The sequence below is a fragment of the uncultured Devosia sp. genome, from assembly GCF_964244875.1.
Lineage (GTDB): Bacteria > Pseudomonadota > Alphaproteobacteria > Rhizobiales > Devosiaceae > Devosia.
In genome coordinates, this window is sequence record NZ_CAXTKA010000009.1 from 127,982 (window position 1) to 149,583 (window position 21,602).

The 21,602-nt window shown below is 61.2% G+C and carries 25 protein-coding genes; 19 read left to right on the forward strand and 6 right to left on the reverse strand.

Annotated elements, in window-relative coordinates; translation table 11 throughout:
• Positions 1-3: 3 nt before the first annotated feature.
• From era to ACFE8X_RS12155, 4 genes are all read left to right on the forward strand, one after another.
• On the forward strand, positions 4-921 hold the full coding sequence (gene era, locus ACFE8X_RS12140) for a GTPase Era (RefSeq protein WP_375451738.1): 918 nt from the start codon (positions 4-6) through the stop codon (positions 919-921).
• Between the two features lie 156 nt (positions 922-1,077).
• Positions 1,078-1,788: a DNA repair protein RecO gene (recO, locus tag ACFE8X_RS12145; RefSeq protein ID WP_375451739.1), complete on the forward strand. Its 711-nt coding sequence runs from the start codon at positions 1,078-1,080 to the stop codon at positions 1,786-1,788.
• Positions 1,789-2,459: 671 nt separating this feature from the next.
• Complete coding sequence (gene parC / locus ACFE8X_RS12150; protein ID WP_375451740.1) at positions 2,460-4,757, forward strand: DNA topoisomerase IV subunit A; 2,298 nt, start codon at positions 2,460-2,462, stop codon at positions 4,755-4,757.
• Positions 4,758-4,933: 176 nt separating this feature from the next.
• Positions 4,934-5,242, forward strand: a complete 309-nt coding sequence (locus ACFE8X_RS12155; RefSeq protein WP_375451741.1) for a Dabb family protein — start codon at positions 4,934-4,936, stop codon at positions 5,240-5,242.
• A 195-nt stretch (positions 5,243-5,437) separates the two neighbouring features.
• Here the strand turns inward: ACFE8X_RS12155 and ACFE8X_RS12160 are convergent, their stop codons facing one another.
• The 3 genes from ACFE8X_RS12160 to hemB are packed head-to-tail and all read right to left on the reverse strand — an operon-like array spanning position 5,438 to position 7,804.
• Positions 5,438-6,163 (reverse strand): arginyltransferase, encoded by a 726-nt coding sequence (locus ACFE8X_RS12160; RefSeq protein WP_375451742.1) that lies wholly within the window; start codon positions 6,161-6,163, stop codon positions 5,438-5,440.
• Positions 6,164-6,223: 60 nt separating this feature from the next.
• Positions 6,224-6,730 carry an RDD family protein gene (locus ACFE8X_RS12165; protein ID WP_375451743.1) on the reverse strand — a complete coding sequence of 169 codons (507 nt, stop codon included), beginning with the start codon at positions 6,728-6,730 and terminating at the stop codon, positions 6,224-6,226.
• 60 nt (positions 6,731-6,790) lie between these two features.
• On the reverse strand, positions 6,791-7,804 hold the full coding sequence (gene hemB / locus ACFE8X_RS12170; RefSeq protein WP_375451744.1) for a porphobilinogen synthase: 1,014 nt from the start codon (positions 7,802-7,804) through the stop codon (positions 6,791-6,793).
• A gap of 97 nt (positions 7,805-7,901) precedes the next feature.
• Between hemB and ACFE8X_RS12175 the strand changes: the two genes are divergently transcribed.
• From ACFE8X_RS12175 to ACFE8X_RS12190, 4 genes are all read left to right on the forward strand, one after another.
• Positions 7,902-8,291, forward strand: a complete 390-nt coding sequence (locus ACFE8X_RS12175; RefSeq protein WP_375451745.1) for a hypothetical protein — start codon at positions 7,902-7,904, stop codon at positions 8,289-8,291.
• Positions 8,292-8,488: 197 nt separating this feature from the next.
• Positions 8,489-8,998 carry a transcriptional regulator LdtR gene (ldtR, locus tag ACFE8X_RS12180; protein ID WP_299752654.1) on the forward strand — a complete coding sequence of 170 codons (510 nt, stop codon included), beginning with the start codon at positions 8,489-8,491 and terminating at the stop codon, positions 8,996-8,998.
• Positions 8,999-9,346: 348 nt separating this feature from the next.
• Positions 9,347-10,507: a murein L,D-transpeptidase gene (locus ACFE8X_RS12185; protein WP_375451746.1), complete on the forward strand. Its 1,161-nt coding sequence runs from the start codon at positions 9,347-9,349 to the stop codon at positions 10,505-10,507.
• 87 nt (positions 10,508-10,594) lie between these two features.
• Complete coding sequence (locus ACFE8X_RS12190) at positions 10,595-10,798, forward strand: DUF6898 family protein (protein WP_375451747.1); 204 nt, start codon at positions 10,595-10,597, stop codon at positions 10,796-10,798.
• A 62-nt stretch (positions 10,799-10,860) separates the two neighbouring features.
• Here ACFE8X_RS12190 and ACFE8X_RS12195 read toward each other — a convergent pair whose 3' ends face one another.
• Complete coding sequence (locus ACFE8X_RS12195) at positions 10,861-11,304, reverse strand: BA14K family protein (protein WP_375451748.1); 444 nt, start codon at positions 11,302-11,304, stop codon at positions 10,861-10,863.
• Between the two features lie 197 nt (positions 11,305-11,501).
• Between ACFE8X_RS12195 and glyA the strand changes: the two genes are divergently transcribed.
• The 4 genes from glyA (at position 11,502) to nusB (ending at position 14,449) form a co-directional block, all read left to right on the forward strand.
• Complete coding sequence (glyA, locus tag ACFE8X_RS12200; protein ID WP_375451749.1) at positions 11,502-12,803, forward strand: serine hydroxymethyltransferase; 1,302 nt, start codon at positions 11,502-11,504, stop codon at positions 12,801-12,803.
• A gap of 9 nt (positions 12,804-12,812) precedes the next feature.
• Positions 12,813-13,292: a transcriptional regulator NrdR gene (gene nrdR, locus ACFE8X_RS12205; RefSeq protein WP_375451750.1), complete on the forward strand. Its 480-nt coding sequence runs from the start codon at positions 12,813-12,815 to the stop codon at positions 13,290-13,292.
• 136 nt (positions 13,293-13,428) lie between these two features.
• Positions 13,429-13,902 (forward strand): 6,7-dimethyl-8-ribityllumazine synthase, encoded by a 474-nt coding sequence (locus ACFE8X_RS12210; RefSeq protein WP_375451751.1) that lies wholly within the window; start codon positions 13,429-13,431, stop codon positions 13,900-13,902.
• Between the two features lie 52 nt (positions 13,903-13,954).
• On the forward strand, positions 13,955-14,449 hold the full coding sequence (gene nusB, locus ACFE8X_RS12215) for a transcription antitermination factor NusB (protein WP_375451752.1): 495 nt from the start codon (positions 13,955-13,957) through the stop codon (positions 14,447-14,449).
• A 50-nt stretch (positions 14,450-14,499) separates the two neighbouring features.
• Here nusB and ACFE8X_RS12220 read toward each other — a convergent pair whose 3' ends face one another.
• Positions 14,500-14,949, reverse strand: a complete 450-nt coding sequence (locus ACFE8X_RS12220; RefSeq protein WP_375451753.1) for an outer membrane protein assembly factor BamE — start codon at positions 14,947-14,949, stop codon at positions 14,500-14,502.
• A 144-nt stretch (positions 14,950-15,093) separates the two neighbouring features.
• Between ACFE8X_RS12220 and ACFE8X_RS12225 the strand changes: the two genes are divergently transcribed.
• The 6 genes from ACFE8X_RS12225 (at position 15,094) to ACFE8X_RS12250 (ending at position 19,400) form a co-directional block, all read left to right on the forward strand.
• Positions 15,094-15,621 carry a ubiquinol-cytochrome C chaperone family protein gene (locus ACFE8X_RS12225; RefSeq protein ID WP_375451754.1) on the forward strand — a complete coding sequence of 176 codons (528 nt, stop codon included), beginning with the start codon at positions 15,094-15,096 and terminating at the stop codon, positions 15,619-15,621.
• On the forward strand, positions 15,618-16,172 hold the full coding sequence (locus tag ACFE8X_RS12230) for a DUF177 domain-containing protein (RefSeq protein ID WP_375451755.1): 555 nt from the start codon (positions 15,618-15,620) through the stop codon (positions 16,170-16,172). The genes ACFE8X_RS12225 and ACFE8X_RS12230 overlap by 4 nt, the downstream gene beginning before the upstream one ends.
• 85 nt (positions 16,173-16,257) lie before the next feature.
• Positions 16,258-17,328: a phosphate acyltransferase PlsX gene (gene plsX / locus ACFE8X_RS12235; RefSeq protein ID WP_375451756.1), complete on the forward strand. Its 1,071-nt coding sequence runs from the start codon at positions 16,258-16,260 to the stop codon at positions 17,326-17,328.
• On the forward strand, positions 17,325-18,302 hold the full coding sequence (locus ACFE8X_RS12240) for a beta-ketoacyl-ACP synthase III (protein WP_375451757.1): 978 nt from the start codon (positions 17,325-17,327) through the stop codon (positions 18,300-18,302). The genes plsX and ACFE8X_RS12240 overlap by 4 nt, the downstream gene beginning before the upstream one ends.
• A 245-nt stretch (positions 18,303-18,547) precedes the next feature.
• Positions 18,548-18,859 (forward strand): integration host factor subunit alpha, encoded by a 312-nt coding sequence (locus ACFE8X_RS12245; RefSeq protein WP_375451758.1) that lies wholly within the window; start codon positions 18,548-18,550, stop codon positions 18,857-18,859.
• Positions 18,860-18,944: 85 nt separating this feature from the next.
• Positions 18,945-19,400 (forward strand): MerR family transcriptional regulator, encoded by a 456-nt coding sequence (locus ACFE8X_RS12250; RefSeq protein ID WP_375451759.1) that lies wholly within the window; start codon positions 18,945-18,947, stop codon positions 19,398-19,400.
• Positions 19,401-19,419: 19 nt separating this feature from the next.
• Here the strand turns inward: ACFE8X_RS12250 and purU are convergent, their stop codons facing one another.
• Complete coding sequence (gene purU, locus ACFE8X_RS12255) at positions 19,420-20,319, reverse strand: formyltetrahydrofolate deformylase (RefSeq protein ID WP_375451760.1); 900 nt, start codon at positions 20,317-20,319, stop codon at positions 19,420-19,422.
• Positions 20,320-20,541: 222 nt separating this feature from the next.
• On the opposite strand from purU, the gene iolG reads away from it, so the two are divergent.
• The gene (gene iolG, locus ACFE8X_RS12260) at positions 20,542-21,579 is read left to right on the forward strand and encodes an inositol 2-dehydrogenase (protein WP_375451761.1); all 1,038 of its coding nucleotides are present in this window, start codon (positions 20,542-20,544) and stop codon (positions 21,577-21,579) included.
• Positions 21,580-21,602 lie beyond the last annotated feature (23 nt).

Genomic DNA, 21,602 nt, shown 5'->3' on the forward strand with positions numbered 1-21,602 from the left:
CCGATGACCGACCTTTCCTCCGACACCGCCTGCGGCTTCATCGCCCTCGTCGGCGCGCCCAATGCCGGCAAGTCCACCCTGCTCAACGCCCTGGTCGGCACCAAGGTCTCCATCGTCACCCACAAGGCTCAGACCACCCGCTCGCAGGTTCGTGGCGTCGTCACGCTCGACAAGGCCCAACTGGTGTTCATCGACACGCCCGGCATTTTTTCCCCCAAGCGGCGCCTTGATCGCGCCATGGTCGATAGCGCCTGGGGCGGGGCAGGGGACGCCGACATCGTCGCCTTTATCGTCGATGCGGAAAGGGGTTTGACGCCGGACCTGGAATCTTTGCTGGAAGGTCTCGACAATGTCCGCCATCCCAGGATTCTCATCCTCAACAAGGTCGATGCGGTCAAGCGCGAGCACCTGCTGAAGCTCTCCGAAACCATCAATGCCAAGCTGCGCTTTGAAGCCACGTTCATGATTTCCGCCCTCAAGGGCGATGGCGTGCCGGATTTCATGGACTGGTGCATCAAGCATATCCCGCCCGGCCCCTGGCATTTCCCCGAGGATCACCTGACCGATCTCACCATGGCCATCACCGCCGCCGAGATTACCCGCGAGAAGCTGTTCCTGCGCATCCACGACGAAATTCCCTACAATTCCACCGTCGAAACCGAGAGTTTCAAGATCCAGAAAGACGGCTCCTACAAGATCGACCAGGTCATCTACGTCACCCGTGACACTCACAAGAAGATCGTCCTCGGCGCCGGCGGCCAGACCATCAAGACCATCGGCCAGGAATCGCGCAAGGAACTGATGGACATGTACGACGTGCCCATCCACCTCTTCCTCTTCGTCAAGGTCCGCGAAAAATGGGGCGACGACCCCGAGCGCTACCGCGAAATGGGCCTGGAATACCCGCATGGGAAGAAGTGACAACATGGCGCGCCAGACCTCGTGGTTCGAGGCTCGGCTGCGCCGCGCACCTCACCATGAGGTCTTCTAACGTTCGGCAAGACAACCAGTAGCCCTCATGGTGAGGTGCGAGCCCTTGCGAGCCTCGAACCACGAGGGCGTGCCACAGAGTTTGACATGGAATGGACCGGTGAAGGCCTGCTGATCGGTGTCCGCCGCCACGGTGAAACCAGCCTTATCGCCGAGGCCATGGTCGCCGGCCGCGGCCGCTGGCTGGGCCTTGTCCGTGGTGGCCGTGCTCCCAGGACCGCCGCCATCTTCCAGCCCGGCAATACCGTCCAACTGGTCTGGCGCGCCCGCCTGCAAGAGCATCTGGGCACCTTCGCCGTCGAACTGCTCACCGCCCGCGCCGCCGATCTCATCGCCGACCGTACCCGCCTCTATGCCAGCCAGTTGATCTGCGAACTGCTCCACCTCTTCCCCGAGCGCGATCCCCATGACCGCCTCCTCGCCATGGCCCTGACGCTGCTTGATACCACCCCCGACGGCGCCGCCATCGCTCGCTTCGAACTCGCCGTCCTCGACGAACTCGGCTTTGGGCTCGACCTCACCAGCTGCGCTGCCACCGGCGCCACGACCGACCTCACCCACGTCTCCCCCAAATCCGGCCGCGCCGTCTCCGCTGCCGCCGCCCAGCCCTATCTCGATCGCCTCCTGCCCCTCGCCGCCTGCCTCACCCACCGCGGCAACGCCGCCCCCGACGACATTGCCAACGCCTTCCGGCTCACCGGCCATTTCCTTGAACTGCACGTCTGGGGGCCACGCGGCATTCCCGTACCATCCGTGCGCGACGCGCTGATTGCGAGTTTGACGAAGCACGACGATTGAGCGCGGTGCTCCCGCCCCGTGGCTCGGAGTTTCCACAAACTCGGTGTCATACCGGCGCAGGCCGGTACCCATCCCGAGATGCCGCCACGGCCGCAAGGTGGTTGTGACGGCTGCATCTTGCCACGTCCTCGTGGTTCGAGGGTCGCTTCGCTCCCACCTCACCATGAGGACTACTGGGGCGCTGGCTGAGAACGGATTGTAGAGTAGCCCTCATGGTGAGGTGCGACCCCGGGTTTAACCCGGGGCTCGAACCACGAGGGCGTGCCCCCATCTATCCCCCTTATCCCCCCACCCAAATTCCGCCCTATACTCCACCCATCACCCCGCATGGGCGGCCTGCAGGCGAACAGTGGCGGGGTGAGCCGGGCGCGTCTTTGCCTGTCGCGCAGGTTCGAGGACCGGCCGCACCGTGGCGAGCGATCACGGGGCGCGAGCAACCGGAACTGCTCCAAAAACCGGCGCCCCGAGGCGACTGGCGTCTCACTATTTTCAAAACTTCGGGGCGAAAGCCGCCTCGGGGCCCGTCTACCCACACGATAACCGCAGCGCAGGCGGCGCTTTGGCACGTCTATAAACCGTGTACAACGCCAACCGGGGGCAACACGATTCGTGTTGGGCTTGTCCCAGCCGTTAAACTATCTTCCTGATTCGTTCTCCCGAGACCCGACGCCATGGCCGCATCCGATACCCTTCCTCCCGCCGATGATCAGCGCATCGTCGATCTGCGCGCGGCGCTCGAGGAGCGGTATCTGTCCTACGCCCTGTCCACGATCACCCAGCGCGCGCTCCCCGACGCCCGTGACGGCCTCAAGCCCGTGCATCGCCGCATCATCCACGCCATGCGCCTGCTCAAGCTCGATCCCAACCAGGGCTACAAGAAATCCGCCCGCATCGTCGGCGACGTCATCGGCAAGTTCCATCCCCATGGCGACCAGTCGATCTATGACGCCCTGGTCCGGCTCGCCCAGGATTTTGCCCTGCGTTACCCGCTGGTCGATGGCCAGGGCAATTTCGGCAATATCGATGGCGATAGCGCCGCCGCCATGCGCTACACCGAGTCGCGCATGACCGATGTGGCCACCCGCCTGCTCGAGGGCATCGGCGAGAACGCCATCGATTTCAAACCCACCTATGACGGCGAAGACGAAGAGCCCGTCGTCCTGCCCGCCAATTTCCCCAATCTCCTGGCCAACGGCTCCACCGGCATCGCCGTCGGCATGGCCACGTCCGTGCCGCCGCACAACCTCGTCGAGCTGTGCAATGCCGCGCTCAAGCTGATCCACAATCCCGCGGCGAGCGTCGATGAACTGATCCATCACGACCTGTCCACTCCGCTCGGCGCCGACGATCTGGTGCGCGGCCCCGATTTCCCCACCGGCGGGCAATTGGTCGAGACCCGCTCGGCCATCGTCAACGCCTACCAGACCGGACGTGGCTCGTTTCGGCTGCGCGCCATCTGGGAAAAGGAAGAAAAAGCCCGCGGCGTCTATCAGATTATCGTCACCCAGATCCCTTATGGCATCCAGAAATCGCGGCTGGTCGAAAAGATCGCCGAGCTGCTGCTGGCCAAGAAATTGCCGCTGCTCAAGGACGTGCGCGACGAAAGCGCCGACGACATCCGCCTCGTGCTGGAACCGCGCGCCGGCACGGTCGACGCCACCATCTTGATGGAGCAATTGTTCCGCACCACCGATCTCGAAGTCCGGTTCCCGCTCAATCTCAACGTGCTCGACAAAGGCACCGTGCCCCGCGTCATGAACCTGGGCGATGCCTTGCGCGCCTGGCTCGATCACCGCAAGATCGTGCTCCAGCGCCGCACCAGCTATCGCCTCGAACAGATCGCCAGCCGTCTCGAAGTGCTCGAAGGCTACATCATCGCCTATCTCAACCTCGACGAGGTGATCCGCATCATCCGCGAAGAGGATGAGGTCAAGCCGATGCTGATGAGCACCTTTTCGCTCACCGACAACCAGGCCGAAGCGATCCTCAACATGCGCCTGCGCTCCTTGCGCAAGCTGGAGGAGATCGAGCTGCGCCAGGAGCACAATAACCTCGAAGACGAGCGCGGTCGCCTGCAAGCTCTGCTCGCCTCCGACAAGCGCCAATGGGGAGAAATCGCCAAGCAGGTCGAGGCGCTGAAAAAAGCCTATCCGATGTTCGACGCCAATGGCGCGCTGCACCCGCTTGGCGGTCGCCGCTCCATGTTCGGCGACATGCCCGATGCCAACCACGCTGAGGTCACCGAGGCCTTTATCGAGCGCGAGCCGATTACCATCGTCCTTTCCGAAAAAGGCTGGATTCGCGCGCTCAAGGGCCACAATGCCGAGCTCGACGACAAGGGCTTCAAGGCCGGCGATCGTCTCAAGCACCGTTTCAATGCCCAGACGACCGACAAGCTCCTGCTGCTGACCACCGGCGGCAAGGTCTATACACTGGGCGGCGACAAGCTGCCCGGCGGTCGAGGCCAGGGCGAGCCGGTGCGCATCATGGTCGATATCGAGGAAGGCCAGGACATCCTCGATCTGTTCATCCATCGCCCCGGCGCCAAGCGCATCATTGCCTCATCGGTCGGCTATGGCTTCATCGTCGCCGAAGACGAAATGATCGCCAACACCCGCAAGGGCAAGCAAATCCTCAACGTTACCGCCCCCGACGAAGCCAAACTGCTGATCCCGCTTAACGGTGACCGCGTCGCCATTATCGGGCAAAACCGCAAGCTTTTGGTGTTCCCTTTGGTGCAACTGGCTGAAATGACTCGCGGAAAAGGCGTCCGCCTGCAACGCTACAAGGACGGCGGCGTCTCCGACCTCAAAACCTTCTACGCCGCCGATGGCCTGACCTGGACCGACAGCTCCGGCCGCACCTATACCAAACCCATGGAAGAACTCACCGACTGGCTAGCCGACCGCGCCACGGCCGGCCGGCAGCCCCCCAACGGCTTCCCGAGAAACAACAAATTCGTGGGGTAGGCACAAACCGGCCACCAGCGTTGCCCCAATCACCGGCTCCCCTTCTCCCCTCGTGGGAGAAGGTGGCTGCGCAGCAGACGGATGAGGGGGGCTTGCTGAAACTTCAAATCCCCCTCATCCGCCCTTCGGGCACCTTCTCCCACGCGGGGAGAAGGAAGACCAGAACTGGAAGTTATATGATCCGCCACTGCGTCTTCTTCAAATTCCGCCCCGATGTCCCGCAATCCGAACGCGAAGGCATCTACGCCCAGCTCAACGCCCTCGTCGGTGCTATCCCCGGCCTGCTCTCCGCCAAATTCGGCCCTAACGTCTCCCCCGAAGGCCTCGGCAAGGGCTACCACGACGGCTTCATCATGGACCTGCGCGATGCCACCGCCCGCGATGCCTACCTCACCGACCCCGCCCACCAGGCCGCCGGCTCCCGCCTCGTCGCCGCCCTCGAAGGTGGCCGGGACGGTTTGATCGTCTTTGATCTGGAGGTGTGAGGCTTTAGAGCAGGATGCCTCCAAAAACTCGGTGTCACCCCGGCGGAGGCCGGGGCCCATCCCGAGATCACGCCCTACGCCGCAAGATGGCGTAGCCGCCGCAGAATTGCTCGGCGACCTGCGGCCGTTGCATACATCGAGCTGGATGCCGGTCTTCGCCGGAATGACATCGAGGGTGTTGGAATGCCCTCGCCCCTAGAGAGCGCACCACCCCAGCGGACCTCGTTGCACCTGCAAAGGCTGATAGTCCGCCTTATACGCCATTTTCGGGGAATCTTTTACCCAGTACCCCAGATAGACATATCCTAGCCCGGCCGATCGCACTTGCGCGATGTGGTCGAGGATGAGGAAAGTCCCCAGGCTGCGATGAGCGAGATCAGGATCGTAAAAGCTGTAGACCATGGACAGCCCGTCGGGCATCACGTCGGTCAGCGCCACCGCGACCAAGGGCTGATCCGGATGTTCGCGCAACCGGTATTCCACCAGCACCGATTGCACCGGCGTATCCTCGACCATGTATTCGTAGTCGACAAAGCTCATCTGGTTCATGCCGCCCCCGGCATGGCGCGTTTCCAGGTAGCGCTTGAACAGATCATATTGCTCGCTGGTTGCCGTCGGCGGCCGCACATCGATCAGCAGGTCGGCGTTTTTCCCCGCCACCCGCCGAAACCGCCCCGACGGCTCGAATGCATCCGCCACGATCCGCACCGACTGGCAGGCATTGCAGCCTTCGCAAGCCGGTCGATAGATCAGGTTCTGGCTGCGCCGAAACCCGTTTTCACTCAGCAGGTGATGCAGGTTCGACGCGCGTCGCCCGGTCAGATGGGTGAACAGCTTCCGCTCCTGCTTGCCCGCAAGATAAGGGCATGGCATGGCCGCGGTCAGAAACAGTTGCGTGGTTTCCGGGGTCTGGTCGGTCATCTATTGGCATTGCCATGGCATTGCGACAGTCTAGACCCACTGCCCGTGGTCCGCAACGGTTCAATACACTTGGGAATTGCCCCGCCAATGGCGCTCCATCGGCGAGCGCCGCACCATCAATGTGCCCACGATCAAGTCGTGGATCATCTGCCGACGGGGCGTGAACAGCACGAACACCAACGAGATCGGCAAGGAAATCCAGATGGTGATCCAGAACACGCCGGCATGAACCAGCGCCATCGGACCGTCCAGTGGCTGCCCGCGCGTCGGCGTCAAAACGATATCCGTCATCTGCATGCCGATCGTCGCGCGCCTGGCCGAACCCAGCGTCGCCGCGTAATACAACACGACCGTGGCCGGCACGACCACGACCAGCGCCAGCCAGGCCAGCCCGAACGTCACAAGTCCCCCGATCAGCCCGATAATGCTGAACGCCATGATCATCACGCCCATGATGAACAGGTCGATGACATGGGCCACGACGCGTCGCGTCAGCAGCCCTTCGAACAGCGCGGGCGCACTCGAGGGGTCGGGCAATTCGGGTTGGGCGATATAGCTCTGGTCCATGCGCAATCAGATTGTTACGCCCATCCGCTCACGCAAGAGGGCAGGGCACATTATTGCCGCCTATCGGCCCAGTTCCCGCGCCGCCTCCAGCGCAAAGTAGGTCAATACCCCGTTGGCGCCTGCCCGCTTGAAGGCGTGAAGGCTCTCCAGCATCGCCCCCCTGCGATTGATTGCGCCCGCCGCCGCCGCCATCTCGATCATCGCGAATTCCCCGCTCACCTGGTAGGCGTAGATCGGAATGTTGAACGCGTCCTTCGCCTGGCGCACGATATCCAGATAGGGCATTCCCGGCTTGACGATCACGCTGTCGGCGCCTTCCTCGATATCCTGGGCGATCTCGCGCAGCGCTTCGTCGGAATTGGCGTAGTCGAGTTGATAGGTCGTCTTGTCGCCCTTCAGCCGGGCGCCGGAGCCGACGGCCTCGCGAAACGGCCCGTAAAAGAACGACGCATACTTGGCCGCATAGGCCATGATCTGGGTGTGCTCATGCCCCTCGGCGTCAAGCGCCCTTCGGATCGCGCCCACACGACCGTCCATCATGTCCGACGGCGCGATGATGTCCGCGCCCGCCCGCGCTTGCACCAGCGCCGAGCGAATCATCACCGCGATGGTCTCGTCGTTGAGCACCTCGCCGTCGCGCACCAGCCCGTCCTGGCCGTCGCTGGAATATTCGTCCAGTGCCACGTCGGCAATCAGGCCGATTTCGGGCACCGCGCTCTTGATCGCGCTCAGCGCCCTGCACATCAGGTTGTCCGGATTATAGGCCTCGGCCCCGTTTTCGCCGCGCAAGTGCTCCGGCGTATTGGGAAACAGCGCCAGCGCTTGGATGCCGGCATCCCGCGCCTCCCGGGCCGCCGCCACGCACAGGTCCACGCTCAACCGCTCCACCCCCGGCATGGTGCGGATTGCCGTTCGTTCGCTATGACCCTCGATGACGAACAGCGGCCAGATCAGATCGCTCGGCGTCAACACGGTTTCGCGCACCATGGCCCGGCTCCACGCCGTCCGCCGCGTCCGGCGCAATCGGCGTCCGCCGAGAAACGCCATGTCGTGCTTGCTCCACTGCTCGGCCATCGTCGTTCTCTCCATTGCCGCAACCCTGTTACCAGCCCCAACCGCCCCCATAAAGGCGTAGCTTGTCGCAGCACCGCCCAGGGGCTAGAAAACCGCAATGAATTTCAATGCTCCTACCATCGCCATCTATATCCGCATCGTGGCCATCATCAGCCTGCTGCTCGGGCTCAACGATGCCGCCCGCCTGCTTGGCGTCAGCTTGGGCAATGTCTCCCCGGTGACGACGCTGGGCCTGACCGGTTTCGTTTATCTGGCAATTTTCTCGCTGACCCGGCTCTTTGCCGCCGTCGGATTGTGGATCAAAGCCAGTTGGGGCGCGGTCCTGCTCGCGGGGGCAACCTTCATCGAATTGCTGCTCTACCTGATTGGCAATCCCGATATTCGCATGAGCGCGTTCGGTTTTGCCGTGCGCCTGCTCCTGCTCGTCGCCATCCTCGTGATCTTTGTCATCGGCATTCGCGTCAGCCGCGCCCAGGCGCAGGATTGACCCGCTGCTTCCCCTGTTCACGCCGCGTTTAGGTTACAACTTTATGCACCGGTGTAACGAAGCATAAAGGCAAATTCTCATTGCTTTCCAGTAAGATAGTTTTAAGCGTGTGGCTTAGGCTGATCTTAGTTGGACCGCCGTAGTTTGGCCTCATGAGATGCGAAAAGTCGCACAGTCGGAATAACAGTGAGGCACAAATGGCAATCAAATCCAACGCCGCCGAGGCAATGGTTCCAGAACGCACCCAAAGCCTGAAGCCCCTTTACCTTGAGGCTGTTTCCCGCGTCGAGCGTTTGCATCGTCGCCTGCTCGACCTGATCAAGGACGAGTTCGACCGCATGGGTTGGGACGACATCAATCCCGTCCAGGCCCTGTTGATGTTCAATATTGGCGATGCCGAATTGACCGCCGGCGAGTTGCGCTCCCGCGGTTATTACCTCGGCTCCAACGTCTCCTATAATTTGAAGAAATTGGTCGAGACCGGCTATATCTTCCAGGAACGCTCCCGCACCGATCGCCGCTCGGTTCGCATCAAGCTGACCCCCAAGGGCGAGGAAGTCGCCGAGGTGATTGACGAGCTTTACGATCGCCACCTCAAATCGATCGACAAGGTCGGCGGGCTTGGCGATGACGAATTCGATGGCCTCAACAAGGCGCTGGCTCGCCTCGAGCGCTTCTGGGTCGATCAGATCCTGTACAAGCTCTAAAGCAGCGGGCAGGGCACCTGTTGCCCTTCCGCCACAGCTAAAAGCAAACGCCGGCCTTCGTGCCGGCGCTTCTTATTTGTGCCGCAAATCGGCATAAACAGAGGTCGTTGTGTGGTTCGAAACCATTTCCCGCGTAGTCTTGGTTTATAGACTCCTGCGCTTCACAGTCGGTTGACCGACATTGTGACCAACCGGGGGCAATGGTAAAAATCGACGCGTTTCGCGCTGACTGCAATTAGGTGACTTTTGATGCGGCTTAATCGACGTAATCTGCTCCGTTCACTTGCTTTGGCCGGAGCTTCGGCTGCTTTGCCGGCAGGCGTTCGCGCCGAAGAATCGGTCTTTGACATGTTCGCCCGCAATCGGGTGCTGCGTGAAGTCGATCAAGGCGGCAACACCGCCGCAGCCCAGGCCCTGATCGAGACCAACGAGCCGATTCTCTCATTTGATACCGCCTACAATCTGCAACTGGCGATTTCGCAATACGAGCCGTTCGTTGCGGCAGGCGGCTGGGAAGAAATTCCCCAGGAGGCCTATAATCTGAGCATCGGCAAGGGCGGCAAAGCCAATATTGCCGTCAAGCGCCGCCTGATTTCGTCGGGCGACATGGCCGTGGTCGAAAACGTCGATGATATGTTCGACCAGCAAACCGACGCCGGCGTCCGTGCTTTCCAGGCCCGCCACGGCTTGATCGTCAACGGCCAGGTCGACGAGCCGACTTGGTACGCCATGTCGGTTCCGGCACAGACCCGCCTCAACCAGCTCTATCTCAATTTCCAGCGCGTCCAGACCATGGCGGCAAACCTGTCCGAGCGCTATGTCGTGGTCAACATTCCGGCCGCAACCATCGAGGCAGTTGCCGGCGGCATGGTCGAACAGCGCCACACCGCCGTCGTCGGCCGCGTCGAGCGCGCCACCCCGATCATGGCCAGCAAGGTCAGCCAGATCAACTTCAACCCCTATTGGCATGTGCCCAAGTCGTTGATCGAGCGCGATCTGACCAAGTATATGCAGGAAGATCCCGAATATCTAACCAAGCAGAACATTCATATCTATGACGGGAGCGGCGCTGAAATTTCGCCGACCACCATCGATTGGACCAATATCGGCGCTGCCGTGAACTACATGTTCCGCCAGGAACCCGGTGCCGAAAACTCCATGGGCCATTGCAAGATCAACTTCTACAATCCCTACGACTGCTATCTGCACGATACCCCGACCAAGGCGTTGTTCGGCGAAAATGCGCGTTTCCACTCGTCGGGCTGCGTCCGCGTCGAAGGCGTCAACCAACTCGTGAACTGGCTATTGCGCGACAATGGCGATTGGGACCAAGCCCGCGTCGATACGACCTTCGAATCCAACGAACGCCTGGACGTTGAGTGCAAGGCTCGGGTGCCGCTGCATACCACTTACATCACAGCCTGGGCCAACAAGCAGGGCACCGTCAGCTTCCGCGACGACGTGTACCAGTTCGATGCCCAAGGCAAGGTGACCTTCGAAGAAGCCTGATCTATTGGCAGAACGCCTTCTGTTTTGGAGGGCGTTCGCGTTTCATCCGAACTTCCGCTATTCTGCCCCGATCGGAGGGCAGGGAAAATGGTCGATGCGGAGATCTTGTTCGAGTTCGTGCAGGTCGGCCCGCAAATGCGCGTCGCTGCCATCCATGTCTCCACCGGCGTCGAAGTCGTGGTCATAACACCCGTCGCGGCCTCCAAGACTCAAATGCAGCAAGTCGCCCTGGCCAAGCTGCGCAAGCGGCTCTCGGCAGCCCCCTTGCCCGCTGAACCTCGACGCTTTTAGATCTATGCAAAAAAAGCCCGGGTTGACCCGGGCTTTTCCAATATGCCGCGATGGCTGGCAGCCTACAAGTTGCAACGACGGCGAACGCCATCAAAGCCCAGGAACGTATCTGTTCCCTGGTCATACGAGCGATAGCGGTTGAAGCAGGCCTGCACATGGCTCGAGCCGCCCCCGACCAGACGGTCGCCGTTGTAATTGTTGTTGTTCGAATTGGCGATCGCGCCGCCGACAATCGCGCCAAAACCAAAACCGAACAGGCCAGTGGCTATCGAATCCAGATTGCCGCGCCGGCTGTTATAGAAATTATTGTAATCCCGGTCGCGCCAACCGCCCCTATTATAACGCCGACAGTCGGAGTCGCCGCGATTGCTGTTGCAGTAGCTCGTAATCACGCGGTCGCGTTGGCCATAGGCAATGGGGTCCTGAGCCTGTGCCGGTGCGGCGCCGGATATCGCCATCGTGCCGACCAGTGCTAGTGCCGTCAGTCCATTTCTCAATATGTTCATTATAAATCTCTTGGTTATCCCGCCCGCGGCCGGAGTTTCCGGTCTGTGACAATTCAATGCGCCGGTTCCATTCCGGTTGCGTATCCAGCGGACAAATCCTCACCGCAACGCTTGGATAGCCGTTCCGCTTTGTGCTACAGGCTGCGTCAACACCACAAGCCCAGCACAACATCTCGGGAAATCCCAGGAGATCGCCCATGAGCGCTGCAAATTCACTTCCATTGTTCCCTCAGTTCTTCAGCGCTTCGCTGGCTGATACCGATCCCGAGATTGCCGGTGCAATCCAGGATGAGCTCGGCCGCCAGCAGCATGAAATCGAGCTGATTGCATCGGAAAACATCGTCTCGCGCGCTGTTCTGGAAGCGCAGGGTTCGATCATGACCAACAAATATGCCGAAGGTTACCCGGGCAAGCGCTACTATGGCGGCTGTCAGTTCGTGGACGTGGCGGAAACCTTGGCCATTGAGCGCGCCAAGCGATTGTTCGGCGCCAGGTTCGCCAATGTGCAACCCAATTCCGGTTCGCAGATGAATCAAGCCGTGTTCCTGGCGCTCCTGCAGCCCGGCGACACCTTCATGGGGCTCGACCTGAATTCGGGCGGCCATCTGACCCATGGCTCGCCGGTAAACATGAGCGGCAAGTGGTTCAACGTCGTCTCCTACGGCGTCCGCCAGGACGATCACCTGCTGGACATGGAGGAGGTCGAGCGCCTTGCCCGTGAGCACAAGCCGAAGCTGATTCTGGCCGGCGGCACCGCTTATTCGCGGTTCTGGGATTGGGCGCGCTTCCGCGCCATTGCCGATGAAATCGGCGCTTACCTGATGGTGGACATGGCTCACATCGCCGGCCTAGTCGCCGGCGGCGTGCATCCCTCGCCGGTGCCGCACGCCCACGTCACCACCACTACGACCCACAAATCCCTGCGTGGTCCGCGTGGCGGCATGATCTTGTCCAATGACGAGGACATTGCCAAAAAGATCAACTCGGCAGTTTTCCCGGGCCTGCAGGGCGGCCCCCTGATGCATGTCATCGCGGCCAAGGCCGTCGCTTTCAAGGAAGCGTTGCAGCCTGAGTTCAAGGCCTATGCGCACCAGGTTGTCGCCAATGCCAAGGCGCTGGCCGAGACGTTGAAGTCGCACGGCCTGCAAGTCGTTTCCGGCGGTACGGACAATCATTTGATGCTGGTCGATCTGCGGCCCAAGAATGCTACTGGCAAGCGCGCGGAGCAGGGTCTTGGCCGCGCCTTCATCACCTGCAACAAGAACGGCATCCCCTTCGATCCCGAGAAGCCGTTTGTCACCTCCGGCATCCGCCTCGGTACTCCTGCCGGCACGACGCGTGGTTTTGGCATCGCCGAATTCCAGGAAATCGGCAACCTGATTGTCGAAGTGCTTGACGGCCTGCGCGAGGCCAATTCCGACGACGGCAACACCATGGTCGAAGCGGCAGTGCGCGAGAAGGTGAAGTCGCTCACCGCACGCTTCCCGATCTACCAGTAAGGGGTCCGGATGCGCTGTCCCTATTGTGGTAACGACGACACCCAGGTCAAGGACAGCCGCCCGACCGAAGATTCCGGGGCGATTCGGCGCCGCCGTATCTGTTCGGGCTGCGGCGGCCGCTTTACCACCTTCGAGCGCGTGCAGTTGCGCGATTTGACCGTGGTCAAGAAGTCCGGCCGTAAGGTGCCGTTTGATCGCGAAAAGCTTGCCCGCTCGGTCAACACCGCCCTGCGCAAGCGCTCCGTCGATCCTGAACGCAGCGAGCGCATGATCTCGGGCATCGTTCGCCAGTTGGAGTCCCAGGGGGAAGTCGAAGTCAGCTCCGACCAGATCGGGGAATTCGTCATGGAGGGCCTTAAGGGTCTCGATGACGTCGCCTTTGTTCGCTTTGCCTCGGTTTACAAGAATTTTTCTGCCGCCGATGATTTCCGCTCGTTTCTCGCCGAACTGGCGAAAGACCCGGGCGCTGCCGCAAGTGACGATGAATAGCGCTTCACCCTTTCACTCGCCTATTCGGTTGATGTTACCGCTGCGGGCGATTATGGGGTGGCAGGGTGCAGGGCAATCCCCGATCCGAACCGCCACCTCCCACGCCTGAGCGATCTCTGCAGCAAGGATTGACAATATGGCCTCGGCAGGCGCCAAATTTCCCATTGATATCGCGTCCGGCGAGGATTTGCATTTTCTGGTCGTTGAGTCGCGCTATGACGCCGACCGGGCCGATGAACTCCTGCAAGGCGTGACGGACGCGCTCGAAGCGGCTCAAGCCAGTTTCGACCTCATCTCCGTGCCCAGCGTCCTTGCCATTCCCGCCGCCATCGCCATGGCCATCGAAGCCGGCGAATATGATGGCTTTATCGCGTTGGGCACAATGGTCGACAACCAGCCTGTCCATGTCAGCCATATCGTGCCTGAAGTCACCCGCGTCTTGCTTGAACTCTCCGTAGTGGATGCCTTGCCCCTCGGCATTGCCCTGGTTTCGACCCAAACCGAAGGTGAAGCACACGGCCAGACTGCGCTAACCGGCAACAATGTCGGCGGCGCCGCGGCGCGTTGTGCTCTCGCTATGGCCGCTCTCAAGATCAAGTTGAACGCATGAGCATGAACCACGCCCACCGACCTTCGCGCCTTTTCGCGTCAGGACCAAACTGATGGCCGAGGCCCCCAAACGTGATCCGCAGGCCGATCGGCCCGCCAACCAGCGCGGCGCCGCCCGTCTGGCCGCGGTGCAGGCGCTCTATCAAATGGATGTGGGTCGCGCCACGCTGGAGGATACGCTCGCCCAATTTGGTGCCTTTCACCTGGGCCGCGAAGTAGAGGGCGAGCAATACCTCCCCGCCGATGCAGATTTCTTCCGCCAGATTGTATCCGGCGTCGCCAAGCACCAATTGCTGATCGATCCGGCTGTTGACCGGGCCTTGTCCGAGGGGTGGCCCGTTGAGCGCGTCGATGCCACTTTACGCGCCATCCTGCGCGCTGCCGCGTTCGAATTGCTGCGCCGCAAAGACATTCCGCCCCGCGTTGTCATCAGTGAATATGTGGATGTCGCCAAGGCCTTCTATGAGGACGACGCCTCCGGCCTCGTCAACGCGGCGCTTGACGCCATCGCTCGCGAGGCAGGTTCTGACATCGGCGAAACGCTGTAGTGCCGTCCAAATCGACCCCGGTTTCCCGAAGCTCTCCTTGTACTTGACCGTCAGAAGCTCTGCAAAATCTGATCTACGAACGTCCGGTCTGCGCCAAACGACGGGGTGCGGCGGCTTTCGATGGTAACCGTCTTGCCGTCGGCCAGCGAATAGACCGCAGTGTCGATGACCTTCTTGTTCTTGTCGAAGTAAACCGCCAGGACTGTCCGCGACTTGATCGAATTAATACCGAAGGAGGTTTCTTGTACCTTGGTCTCGACATAATAGAATGCTGTCTGCTCGCCGAACGAATTGGTGGTTTGCGGCGATCCCAAGACCGTCGTCACTAGTGCCTGGCTTTGGCCGGGCCGGATTTGCTGCAAAGCGGTGTCGGGGATCTCATAACCCTGGGTCCGCTGCGTCACCAGGCTCATATTGCTTGTGCATCCAGCCAAGGCAGCTGCGAGCAGGGCGGCGGCGGCCAGTGGAGCAATTCGACCGGCAAGGATACGCAAAGGCATGAATTTGACTTTCCCGATGGCTCTCGACTATAGGCGTTGCGGCAAACGGCAGCCGCTGAAATGTTTAGCTGCCAATCCACCGCTCTGGCAAGCTGGCAATGGGCTTGCCCCCGTGGTGACCGACCAAGACGCCGAGCGCACTTCATGATCCTGTCCCTGTTCCGCAAGACCACTGCCGTTGAACCGGTTTACGCCGTCTATAGCGCCATTGTGGCGCAATCCCGGCAACCGATATTCTATGCCGACTGGGGTGTTCCGGACACCGTTACCGGCCGCTTCGACATGATCAGCCTGCATCTGGCGCTGCTGTTTCGACGGCTCCGTTCCGGCGATGAAACGCAAAAGCAATTCAGCCAGGCCGTGTTCGATCTGTTCTTTCAGGACATGGATCGCTCCCTGCGGGAAATGGGGGCGGGAGATCTCGCTGTACCCAAGAAAATCCAGAAGATGGGCAACATCTTTTTTGGACTACTGGCAGCCATGAACCAGGCCATGGACGCCAAGGACACCTCGGCAATTGAAGCCGTGCTGTCGCGCAATGTCTTTGAGGGTACCCAGAGCCCGCGCACCGGCATGCTGGCGCGGTATCTCATGGACGAGGATGCCAAACTCGCCCTGCAGTCGACCAGTGCCATCATGTCAGGCTCTCTTGCCTTCGAGGTTGCCGCTTGAGCGCCTCGCAACCTCCCATTTTTGAAGCCACCATCCGCTTCGACCGCCTGCCAAGCGCAGGGCGCGAACTCGATGTCGCGCCGGACGCCGAGGCGCTTGTCGCCATCGCTGACATCCTCAAGGTCACGGCTGTCAGTAGCTTCAGGGCCAAATTGACAGCGGTCAAATTGCGCGGCGGCATTCGCGTTCAGGGCCGCCTCAACGCGCAGATCGTTCAGCCGTCCGTTGTTACCTTCGAGCCGGTGATCCAGGATATTGATGAGCCGGTCGATCGCCTGTTCGTTCAAGGCTCTGACCGTCCTCACAATCCGACGCTTGGCGCCGAGATCTTCGTTGATCTGGAGGACGAAGATTTTCCCGATCACGTCGAAGGCAACGAGGTTGATCTGTCCGCGCTCTTGATGGAGACGCTGGCCTTGGCCATCGATCCTTACCCGCGCCTGGCCGATGAAAGTCTTGCAGCCCTCGGGATCGAATCGGCCGACAAGGACGACGGCCCGTTTTCGGGTTTGAAAGCGTTTAAAACCCGGACCGACACCGACGAGACTTGATCGTTCCTTACCGAGCGGGGGTTGCGCCGCAAGGGTGATGGGATATGTTGCGACAAGCTCCGAGCGGGCTGGACTACGGGCGGAAATGACCGATACAATTCGAATTTCAGTGGATGCCATGGGCGGCGACAACGCCCCGCGAGCGGTTATCCACGGTGCCCACCTGGCGCTCAAGGAACGCAAGAACACGGCGTTTATCTTTCACGGCCGACAGGAGCAGATTGCACCTCTGCTCGAGGAATTTCCTGCTCTCAAAGCGCGCTCCATCGTGCGCCATTGCGATATGGTCATTGCCTCCGATGAGAAACCCAGCCAGGCGCTTCGCAAGGGCAAGAATGTTTCCTCGATGTGGCAGTCGATCCAGGCCGTCAAGGATGGCGACGCCGATGTCGCCGTTTCAGGCGGTAATACCGGCGCGTTGATGGCCATGGCCACATTCTGCTTGCGGCCCATGGAAGGCATATCGCGCCCCGGTATCGCCGCCATCTGGCCGACGCTGCGCAGCGATATCGTCGTGCTCGACATGGGCGCCACCATCGGCGCCGACGCGCGCCAACTGGTGGATTATGCCATTCTCGGTTCGGCACTGGCGCGGGCCCTGTTCGATCAGGAACAGCCTAGCGTGGGCTTGCTCAATGTCGGCACCGAAGAGGTCAAGGGTCTCGAGTCCATCAAGGAAGCTGGCCGCATCCTGGCTGCCGCCAGCGGCGCGGGGTTCGCCTATCATGGCTTCGTTGAAGGCGACGACCTGGGCAAGGGAACGGTCGATGTCATCGTCACCGAAGGTTTTGTCGGCAACATCGCGCTCAAGACTGCCGAGGGCACGGCGCGCCAGGTCGGCTCCTATTTGCGCAGCGCACTGAACGCCAATTGGATGAGCCGGATCGGCGCTCTGTTTGCCAGTTCGGCGCTCACGGCACTGCGCCGCAAAATGGATCCCCGTACCGTCAATGGCGGCGTGTTCATGGGGCTCAACGGCATCGTCATCAAATCCCATGGCGGCACTGACGAAATTGGCTTCAAAAGCGCTTTGGGCCTGGGCTATGAGATGGCCCGCAGTCGGCTGATCGACAAGATCGGCGAGGGCATGCTCCGTTTCCCTCTGAGCGCCGTAACGGATTTGCCTGCTTCTGAACCCGAGGCCAGACCGGCGTGACTCAAACGCGTTCCATCATCCGCGGCGTTGGCGGTTACCTGCCGGCCAACCGCGTCACCAATGACGAACTGGCCAAGCGCGTCGACACGTCCGACGAATGGATTCAGCAGCGGACCGGGATCAAGCAGCGTCATCTGGCCGCCGATGGCGAGTTCACGTCGGACCTTGCTCTCAATGCGGCACTCCAGGCGCTCGATCGTGCGAAGCTTACTCCCGGCGATATCGATCTGATCATCGTTGCCACCACCACGCCCGACTACACTTTTCCCTCCACAGCTACGATCGTGCAGCGCAAGCTCGGCATGCATCACGGCATGGCGTTCGACCTGCAGGCGGTGTGCTCCGGCTTCGTCTTTGCGGTTGCCACGGCCGATAGCTATCTCAAGAATGGCCTCGCCAAGCGCGCACTGGTCATCGGCGCCGAAACCTTCTCGCGCCTGCTCGACTGGAACGACCGCACCACCTGCGTGCTGTTTGGCGATGGTGCCGGCGCCGTAGTGATGGAGGTCGAACACGTGCTGGACGATGCTCCCGAACGCGGCGTGCTGGCCTCCAGCCTGCGCAGCGACGGCCATTATTGGGACAAGCTCTATACCAAGGGCGGCCCGTCGACGACCCTGGGCATGGGGTTCGTCCACATGGAAGGCAAAGAAGTCTTCCGCCACGCCGTCGGCATGATTACCGACGTGGTGCGTTCCGTGTTCGAAACCACCGGCTATGGCATCAACGATCTGGATTGGTTCGTGCCGCACCAGGCCAATAAGCGCATCATCGACGGCGCCGGCAACAAGCTGGGCATCCCGGCCGAGAAAATCGTCATCACGGTGGATAGTCATGCCAACACTTCGGCGGCTTCCGTGCCGCTGGCGCTCAACGAGGCGTTCAGCGATGGTCGCATCAAGCCCGGCGATCTGGTGATGCTGGAGGCCATGGGCGGCGGCTTCACCTGGGGCGCATCCCTGATCCGCTGGTAAAGTCCGCCACGGCCAATTGACCTGTGGTGTTTCAAGGCGTTAGTGTCGTTTTCAAGTGGAGGAACCCGATCGCAGTGGCTCGCCTCGCGGCGTTTTCATTGTGGTCGGACACAGATAACGAGGGAAAATTCCCTTTGCTCTCGGCACGGTTCCTGGGGGAACTGGCTGCCGAATTCAGGGTGTCGGAGGTGCGAAGGGTCGCCCTGTGACGGGATTTCAAACCCTTAGCACATTTGGGGGTGTCGATGACGCAGAAAACGGTGACGCGGGCTGATCTGGCCGAGGCGGTCTATGGGTCTGTCGGCCTGTCGCGAACCGAGTCGGCCGAGCTGGTCGAGCGGGTGCTCGAGCTGATCGGCGATGCCCTGATCGAGGGTAGCAACGTCAAGCTGTCATCGTTCGGCTCCTTCCAGGTGCGCTCCAAAAACGAGCGGATCGGCCGCAATCCCAAGACCGGCGAGGAGGTTCCGATCCTCCCCCGACAGGTTCTTGTGTTCAAACCCAGCAACGTGTTGAAATCCAAGATCAACAAATCTATGGTTCATGCTGGAAAATAAAGCGTTCTGGGCTTTTATGACGATTGCGCCGACCGCTCCGGCGCTTTGCTTTCCCCAATGCACGAGGCTCTAGCTGGGGACCGTGGTGGAAAAATCACCCGACGCCTTCCGGACCATCTCTGAAGCCGCCGACGAACTGGAATTGCCGCAGCACGTGCTGCGCTTCTGGGAAACCCGGTTTGCCACCATCAAGCCCCTCAAGCGCGGCGGCGGCCGGCGCTATTATCGTCCCGAAGATGTGTTGCTGCTGCGCGGCATCCGTCACCTGCTTTACGATCAAGGGTTCACCATCAAGGGCGTGCAGCGCATCCTCAAGGACCAGGGCAGCCGCTATGTCATCGCCGTCGGCGAGGGCAAATCGATCGAGGAAATCCTGCCCATCCTGGAAGCCGCTGAGGCGGCCAGCGACGAGGCCGAAATCGAGGAGGCCGTAATGCTGTCCAGCCCCAATCTGGATCAGGACAGCCGCGATAAGCTGTCCGACGTGTTGCGCGAACTGCTTGAATGCAAGCGCCTCCTGGAACGGGCCCGGGAAACCTGAGCCACTTTAAAGCTCACCCCTAGCCGAACACCACGGTCTTGTGACCATTGAGCATGACCCGGTTCTCCAGATGCAGCTTGACGGCGCGGGCCAGGACGCGACTTTCCACGTCGCGACCCGCTGCCACCAGGTCCTCGGCGCTCATGGAATGGGTGACGCGCGCAGTTTCCTGTTCGATGATTGGGCCCTCATCCAGATCCGGCGTCACGTAATGCGCGGTAGCCCCGATGAGCTTGACGCCGCGCTCATGGGCCTGGTGATAGGGCTTGGCGCCCTTGAAGCTGGGCAGGAACGAGTGATGGATATTGATGATCTTGCCGAACAACCGCGTCGACATGGTGTTGCTCAGCACCTGCATATAGCGTGCGAGAACCACCAGATCCGCCCCGCTCTCCTGCACCAGCGCGATAACCTTGGCTTCCTGTTCCGCCTTGGTGTCCCGGCTGACCGGCCAGAGATGAAACGGGATGCCTTCGCTTTCGGCGATTCGGCCGGCATCGGGGTGGTTGGACACGATGCCCACCACTTCCGCATCCAGCCAGCCGACACGAATTTGATAGAGTAGATGCAGCATCGCATGGTCGAACCTAGACACCATGATCACCACTTTGGGCCGGCGTGACAGCGGACTGATCGCCGTCTTCATGCCGAAGCGCTCGAATGCCGGGCGCAGGGCGCGCTCGATCTCGTCGCGATCGCTTCCCGCCGGCGCGGTGAAGGCAATGCGCATAAAGAAAATGCCGGTCTGGCGGTCCCAGAACTGGTTGCTTTCCGCGATATTGCCGCCTAGCGCCGCCAGCTCCGTGGTGACGGCTGCAACGATGCCCGGCCGATCGGCACAACTCAGCGTCAGCACATAGCCCGGCTGCTCCAGGCTGTGCTCGCTATTGGCAGCCTGTGCTTCGGCAACATTCGTCATCGCATCGTTCCCATGTCGATCTGCCGAACTTGGCGGCGGCCTTGTCCTCTTAACCTCCGGCAGGGCGCCGGCAAACCCCCAATCCACGGCATTATTCTGGGCACAAGATCGCAGCAAGCTTCGTTCCGGCCCATGCCGCCATATGATCGCAAAATCATCGGAGATATGCTGGCCCCAAGACCGCTTACCGCGCATCCGCGCCACGACCACTGGAGACCCCCTATGACCGTTCGTTTCGGCCTTCTCGGCGCCGGCCGCATCGGCAAAGTCCATGCCAAGGCCGTTTCGGCCAATCCCAATGCCCGTCTCGTCGCCGTCGCCGATGCCATGGAACAGGCCGCCAAGGACATTGCGGCCCAGTATGGTTGCGAAGTGCGCAGCATCGCGCAAATCCTGGCCGCGACCGATATCGACGCCGTGGTGATCTGCACGCCGACCGATACCCATGCCGACCTGATCGAGCAGTTTGCCAAGGCCGGTAAAGCCATCTTCTGCGAAAAGCCGATCGACCTCGACGTCGAGCGCGTCAAGGCGTGCCTCAAAATTGTGGATGCCACTGGCGGCACGCTGATGGTCGGCTTCAATCGTCGCTTCGATCCCCACTTCCTGGCCGTCAAGGCGGTGATCGACAAGGGCGAGATCGGCACGGTCGAGATGGTGCAGATCACGTCACGCGATCCGGGCGCCCCGCCGGTGGACTACATCAAGCGCTCGGGCGGCATCTTCCGCGACATGACCATCCATGACTTCGACATGGCGCGGTTCCTGTTGGGCGAGGAGGTGGACAGCGTCACCGCCTACGCCTCCAATCTCGTCGACGAAGCTATCGGCGCCGCCGGCGATTATGACAGCGTCAGCATTATCCTGACCACCGCTTCCGGCAAGCATGCCACGATCTCCAACTCCCGCCGGGCCACTTATGGCTATGACCAGCGCATCGAGGTGCATGGGTCCAAGGGCGCCGTGTCCGCCGAAAACCAGCGACCGGTCGCCATCGAAGTCGCCACCGCGTCCGGTTACACCCGCCCGCCGCTTCATGACTTCTTCATGACCCGCTACACCCAGGCCTATGCCAATGAAATCAGCACCTTCATCGACGCCATTGAATCCCGATCGGTTCCCAGCCCGAGTGGCCTGGATGGCCTGATCGCCTTGGCGCTGGCGGATGCGGCGCTGAAGTCCATGGCCGAACAGCGTGCCGTCAAGGTCAGCGAAGTCACAGGCATCCTGGCCGACAAGTCGATTTTCCAGGGTCGCTAGGGCGCGTCGTTTTGATTGGGATA

Excerpts from the sequence above, each read along its gene's own strand:
- purU (WP_375451760.1), bottom strand. The coding sequence starts at position 20,319 with ATGACGAATGTTGCCGAAGCACAGGCTGCCAATAGCGAGCACAGCCTG.
- plsX (WP_375451756.1), top strand. The coding sequence starts at position 16,258 with ATGACCGATACAATTCGAATTTCAGTGGATGCCATGGGCGGCGACAAC.
- ACFE8X_RS12175 (WP_375451745.1), top strand. The coding sequence starts at position 7,902 with ATGAATTTCAATGCTCCTACCATCGCCATCTATATCCGCATCGTGGCC.
- nrdR (WP_375451750.1), top strand. The coding sequence starts at position 12,813 with ATGCGCTGTCCCTATTGTGGTAACGACGACACCCAGGTCAAGGACAGC.
- ACFE8X_RS12210 (WP_375451751.1), top strand. The coding sequence starts at position 13,429 with ATGGCCTCGGCAGGCGCCAAATTTCCCATTGATATCGCGTCCGGCGAG.
- ACFE8X_RS12155 (WP_375451741.1), top strand. The coding sequence starts at position 4,934 with ATGATCCGCCACTGCGTCTTCTTCAAATTCCGCCCCGATGTCCCGCAA.
- glyA (WP_375451749.1), top strand. The coding sequence starts at position 11,502 with ATGAGCGCTGCAAATTCACTTCCATTGTTCCCTCAGTTCTTCAGCGCT.
- ACFE8X_RS12220 (WP_375451753.1), bottom strand. The coding sequence starts at position 14,949 with ATGCCTTTGCGTATCCTTGCCGGTCGAATTGCTCCACTGGCCGCCGCC.
- iolG (WP_375451761.1), top strand. The coding sequence starts at position 20,542 with ATGACCGTTCGTTTCGGCCTTCTCGGCGCCGGCCGCATCGGCAAAGTC.
- ACFE8X_RS12160 (WP_375451742.1), bottom strand. The coding sequence starts at position 6,163 with ATGACCGACCAGACCCCGGAAACCACGCAACTGTTTCTGACCGCGGCC.
- hemB (WP_375451744.1), bottom strand. The coding sequence starts at position 7,804 with ATGGCCGAGCAGTGGAGCAAGCACGACATGGCGTTTCTCGGCGGACGC.
- ACFE8X_RS12245 (WP_375451758.1), top strand. The coding sequence starts at position 18,548 with ATGACGCAGAAAACGGTGACGCGGGCTGATCTGGCCGAGGCGGTCTAT.
- ACFE8X_RS12165 (WP_375451743.1), bottom strand. The coding sequence starts at position 6,730 with ATGGACCAGAGCTATATCGCCCAACCCGAATTGCCCGACCCCTCGAGT.
- ACFE8X_RS12185 (WP_375451746.1), top strand. The coding sequence starts at position 9,347 with ATGTTCGCCCGCAATCGGGTGCTGCGTGAAGTCGATCAAGGCGGCAAC.
- recO (WP_375451739.1), top strand. The coding sequence starts at position 1,078 with ATGGAATGGACCGGTGAAGGCCTGCTGATCGGTGTCCGCCGCCACGGT.
- ACFE8X_RS12195 (WP_375451748.1), bottom strand. The coding sequence starts at position 11,304 with ATGAACATATTGAGAAATGGACTGACGGCACTAGCACTGGTCGGCACG.
- era (WP_375451738.1), top strand. The coding sequence starts at position 4 with ATGACCGACCTTTCCTCCGACACCGCCTGCGGCTTCATCGCCCTCGTC.
- ACFE8X_RS12225 (WP_375451754.1), top strand. The coding sequence starts at position 15,094 with ATGATCCTGTCCCTGTTCCGCAAGACCACTGCCGTTGAACCGGTTTAC.
- parC (WP_375451740.1), top strand. The coding sequence starts at position 2,460 with ATGGCCGCATCCGATACCCTTCCTCCCGCCGATGATCAGCGCATCGTC.
- nusB (WP_375451752.1), top strand. The coding sequence starts at position 13,955 with ATGGCCGAGGCCCCCAAACGTGATCCGCAGGCCGATCGGCCCGCCAAC.
- ACFE8X_RS12190 (WP_375451747.1), top strand. The coding sequence starts at position 10,595 with ATGGTCGATGCGGAGATCTTGTTCGAGTTCGTGCAGGTCGGCCCGCAA.
- ldtR (WP_299752654.1), top strand. The coding sequence starts at position 8,489 with ATGGCAATCAAATCCAACGCCGCCGAGGCAATGGTTCCAGAACGCACC.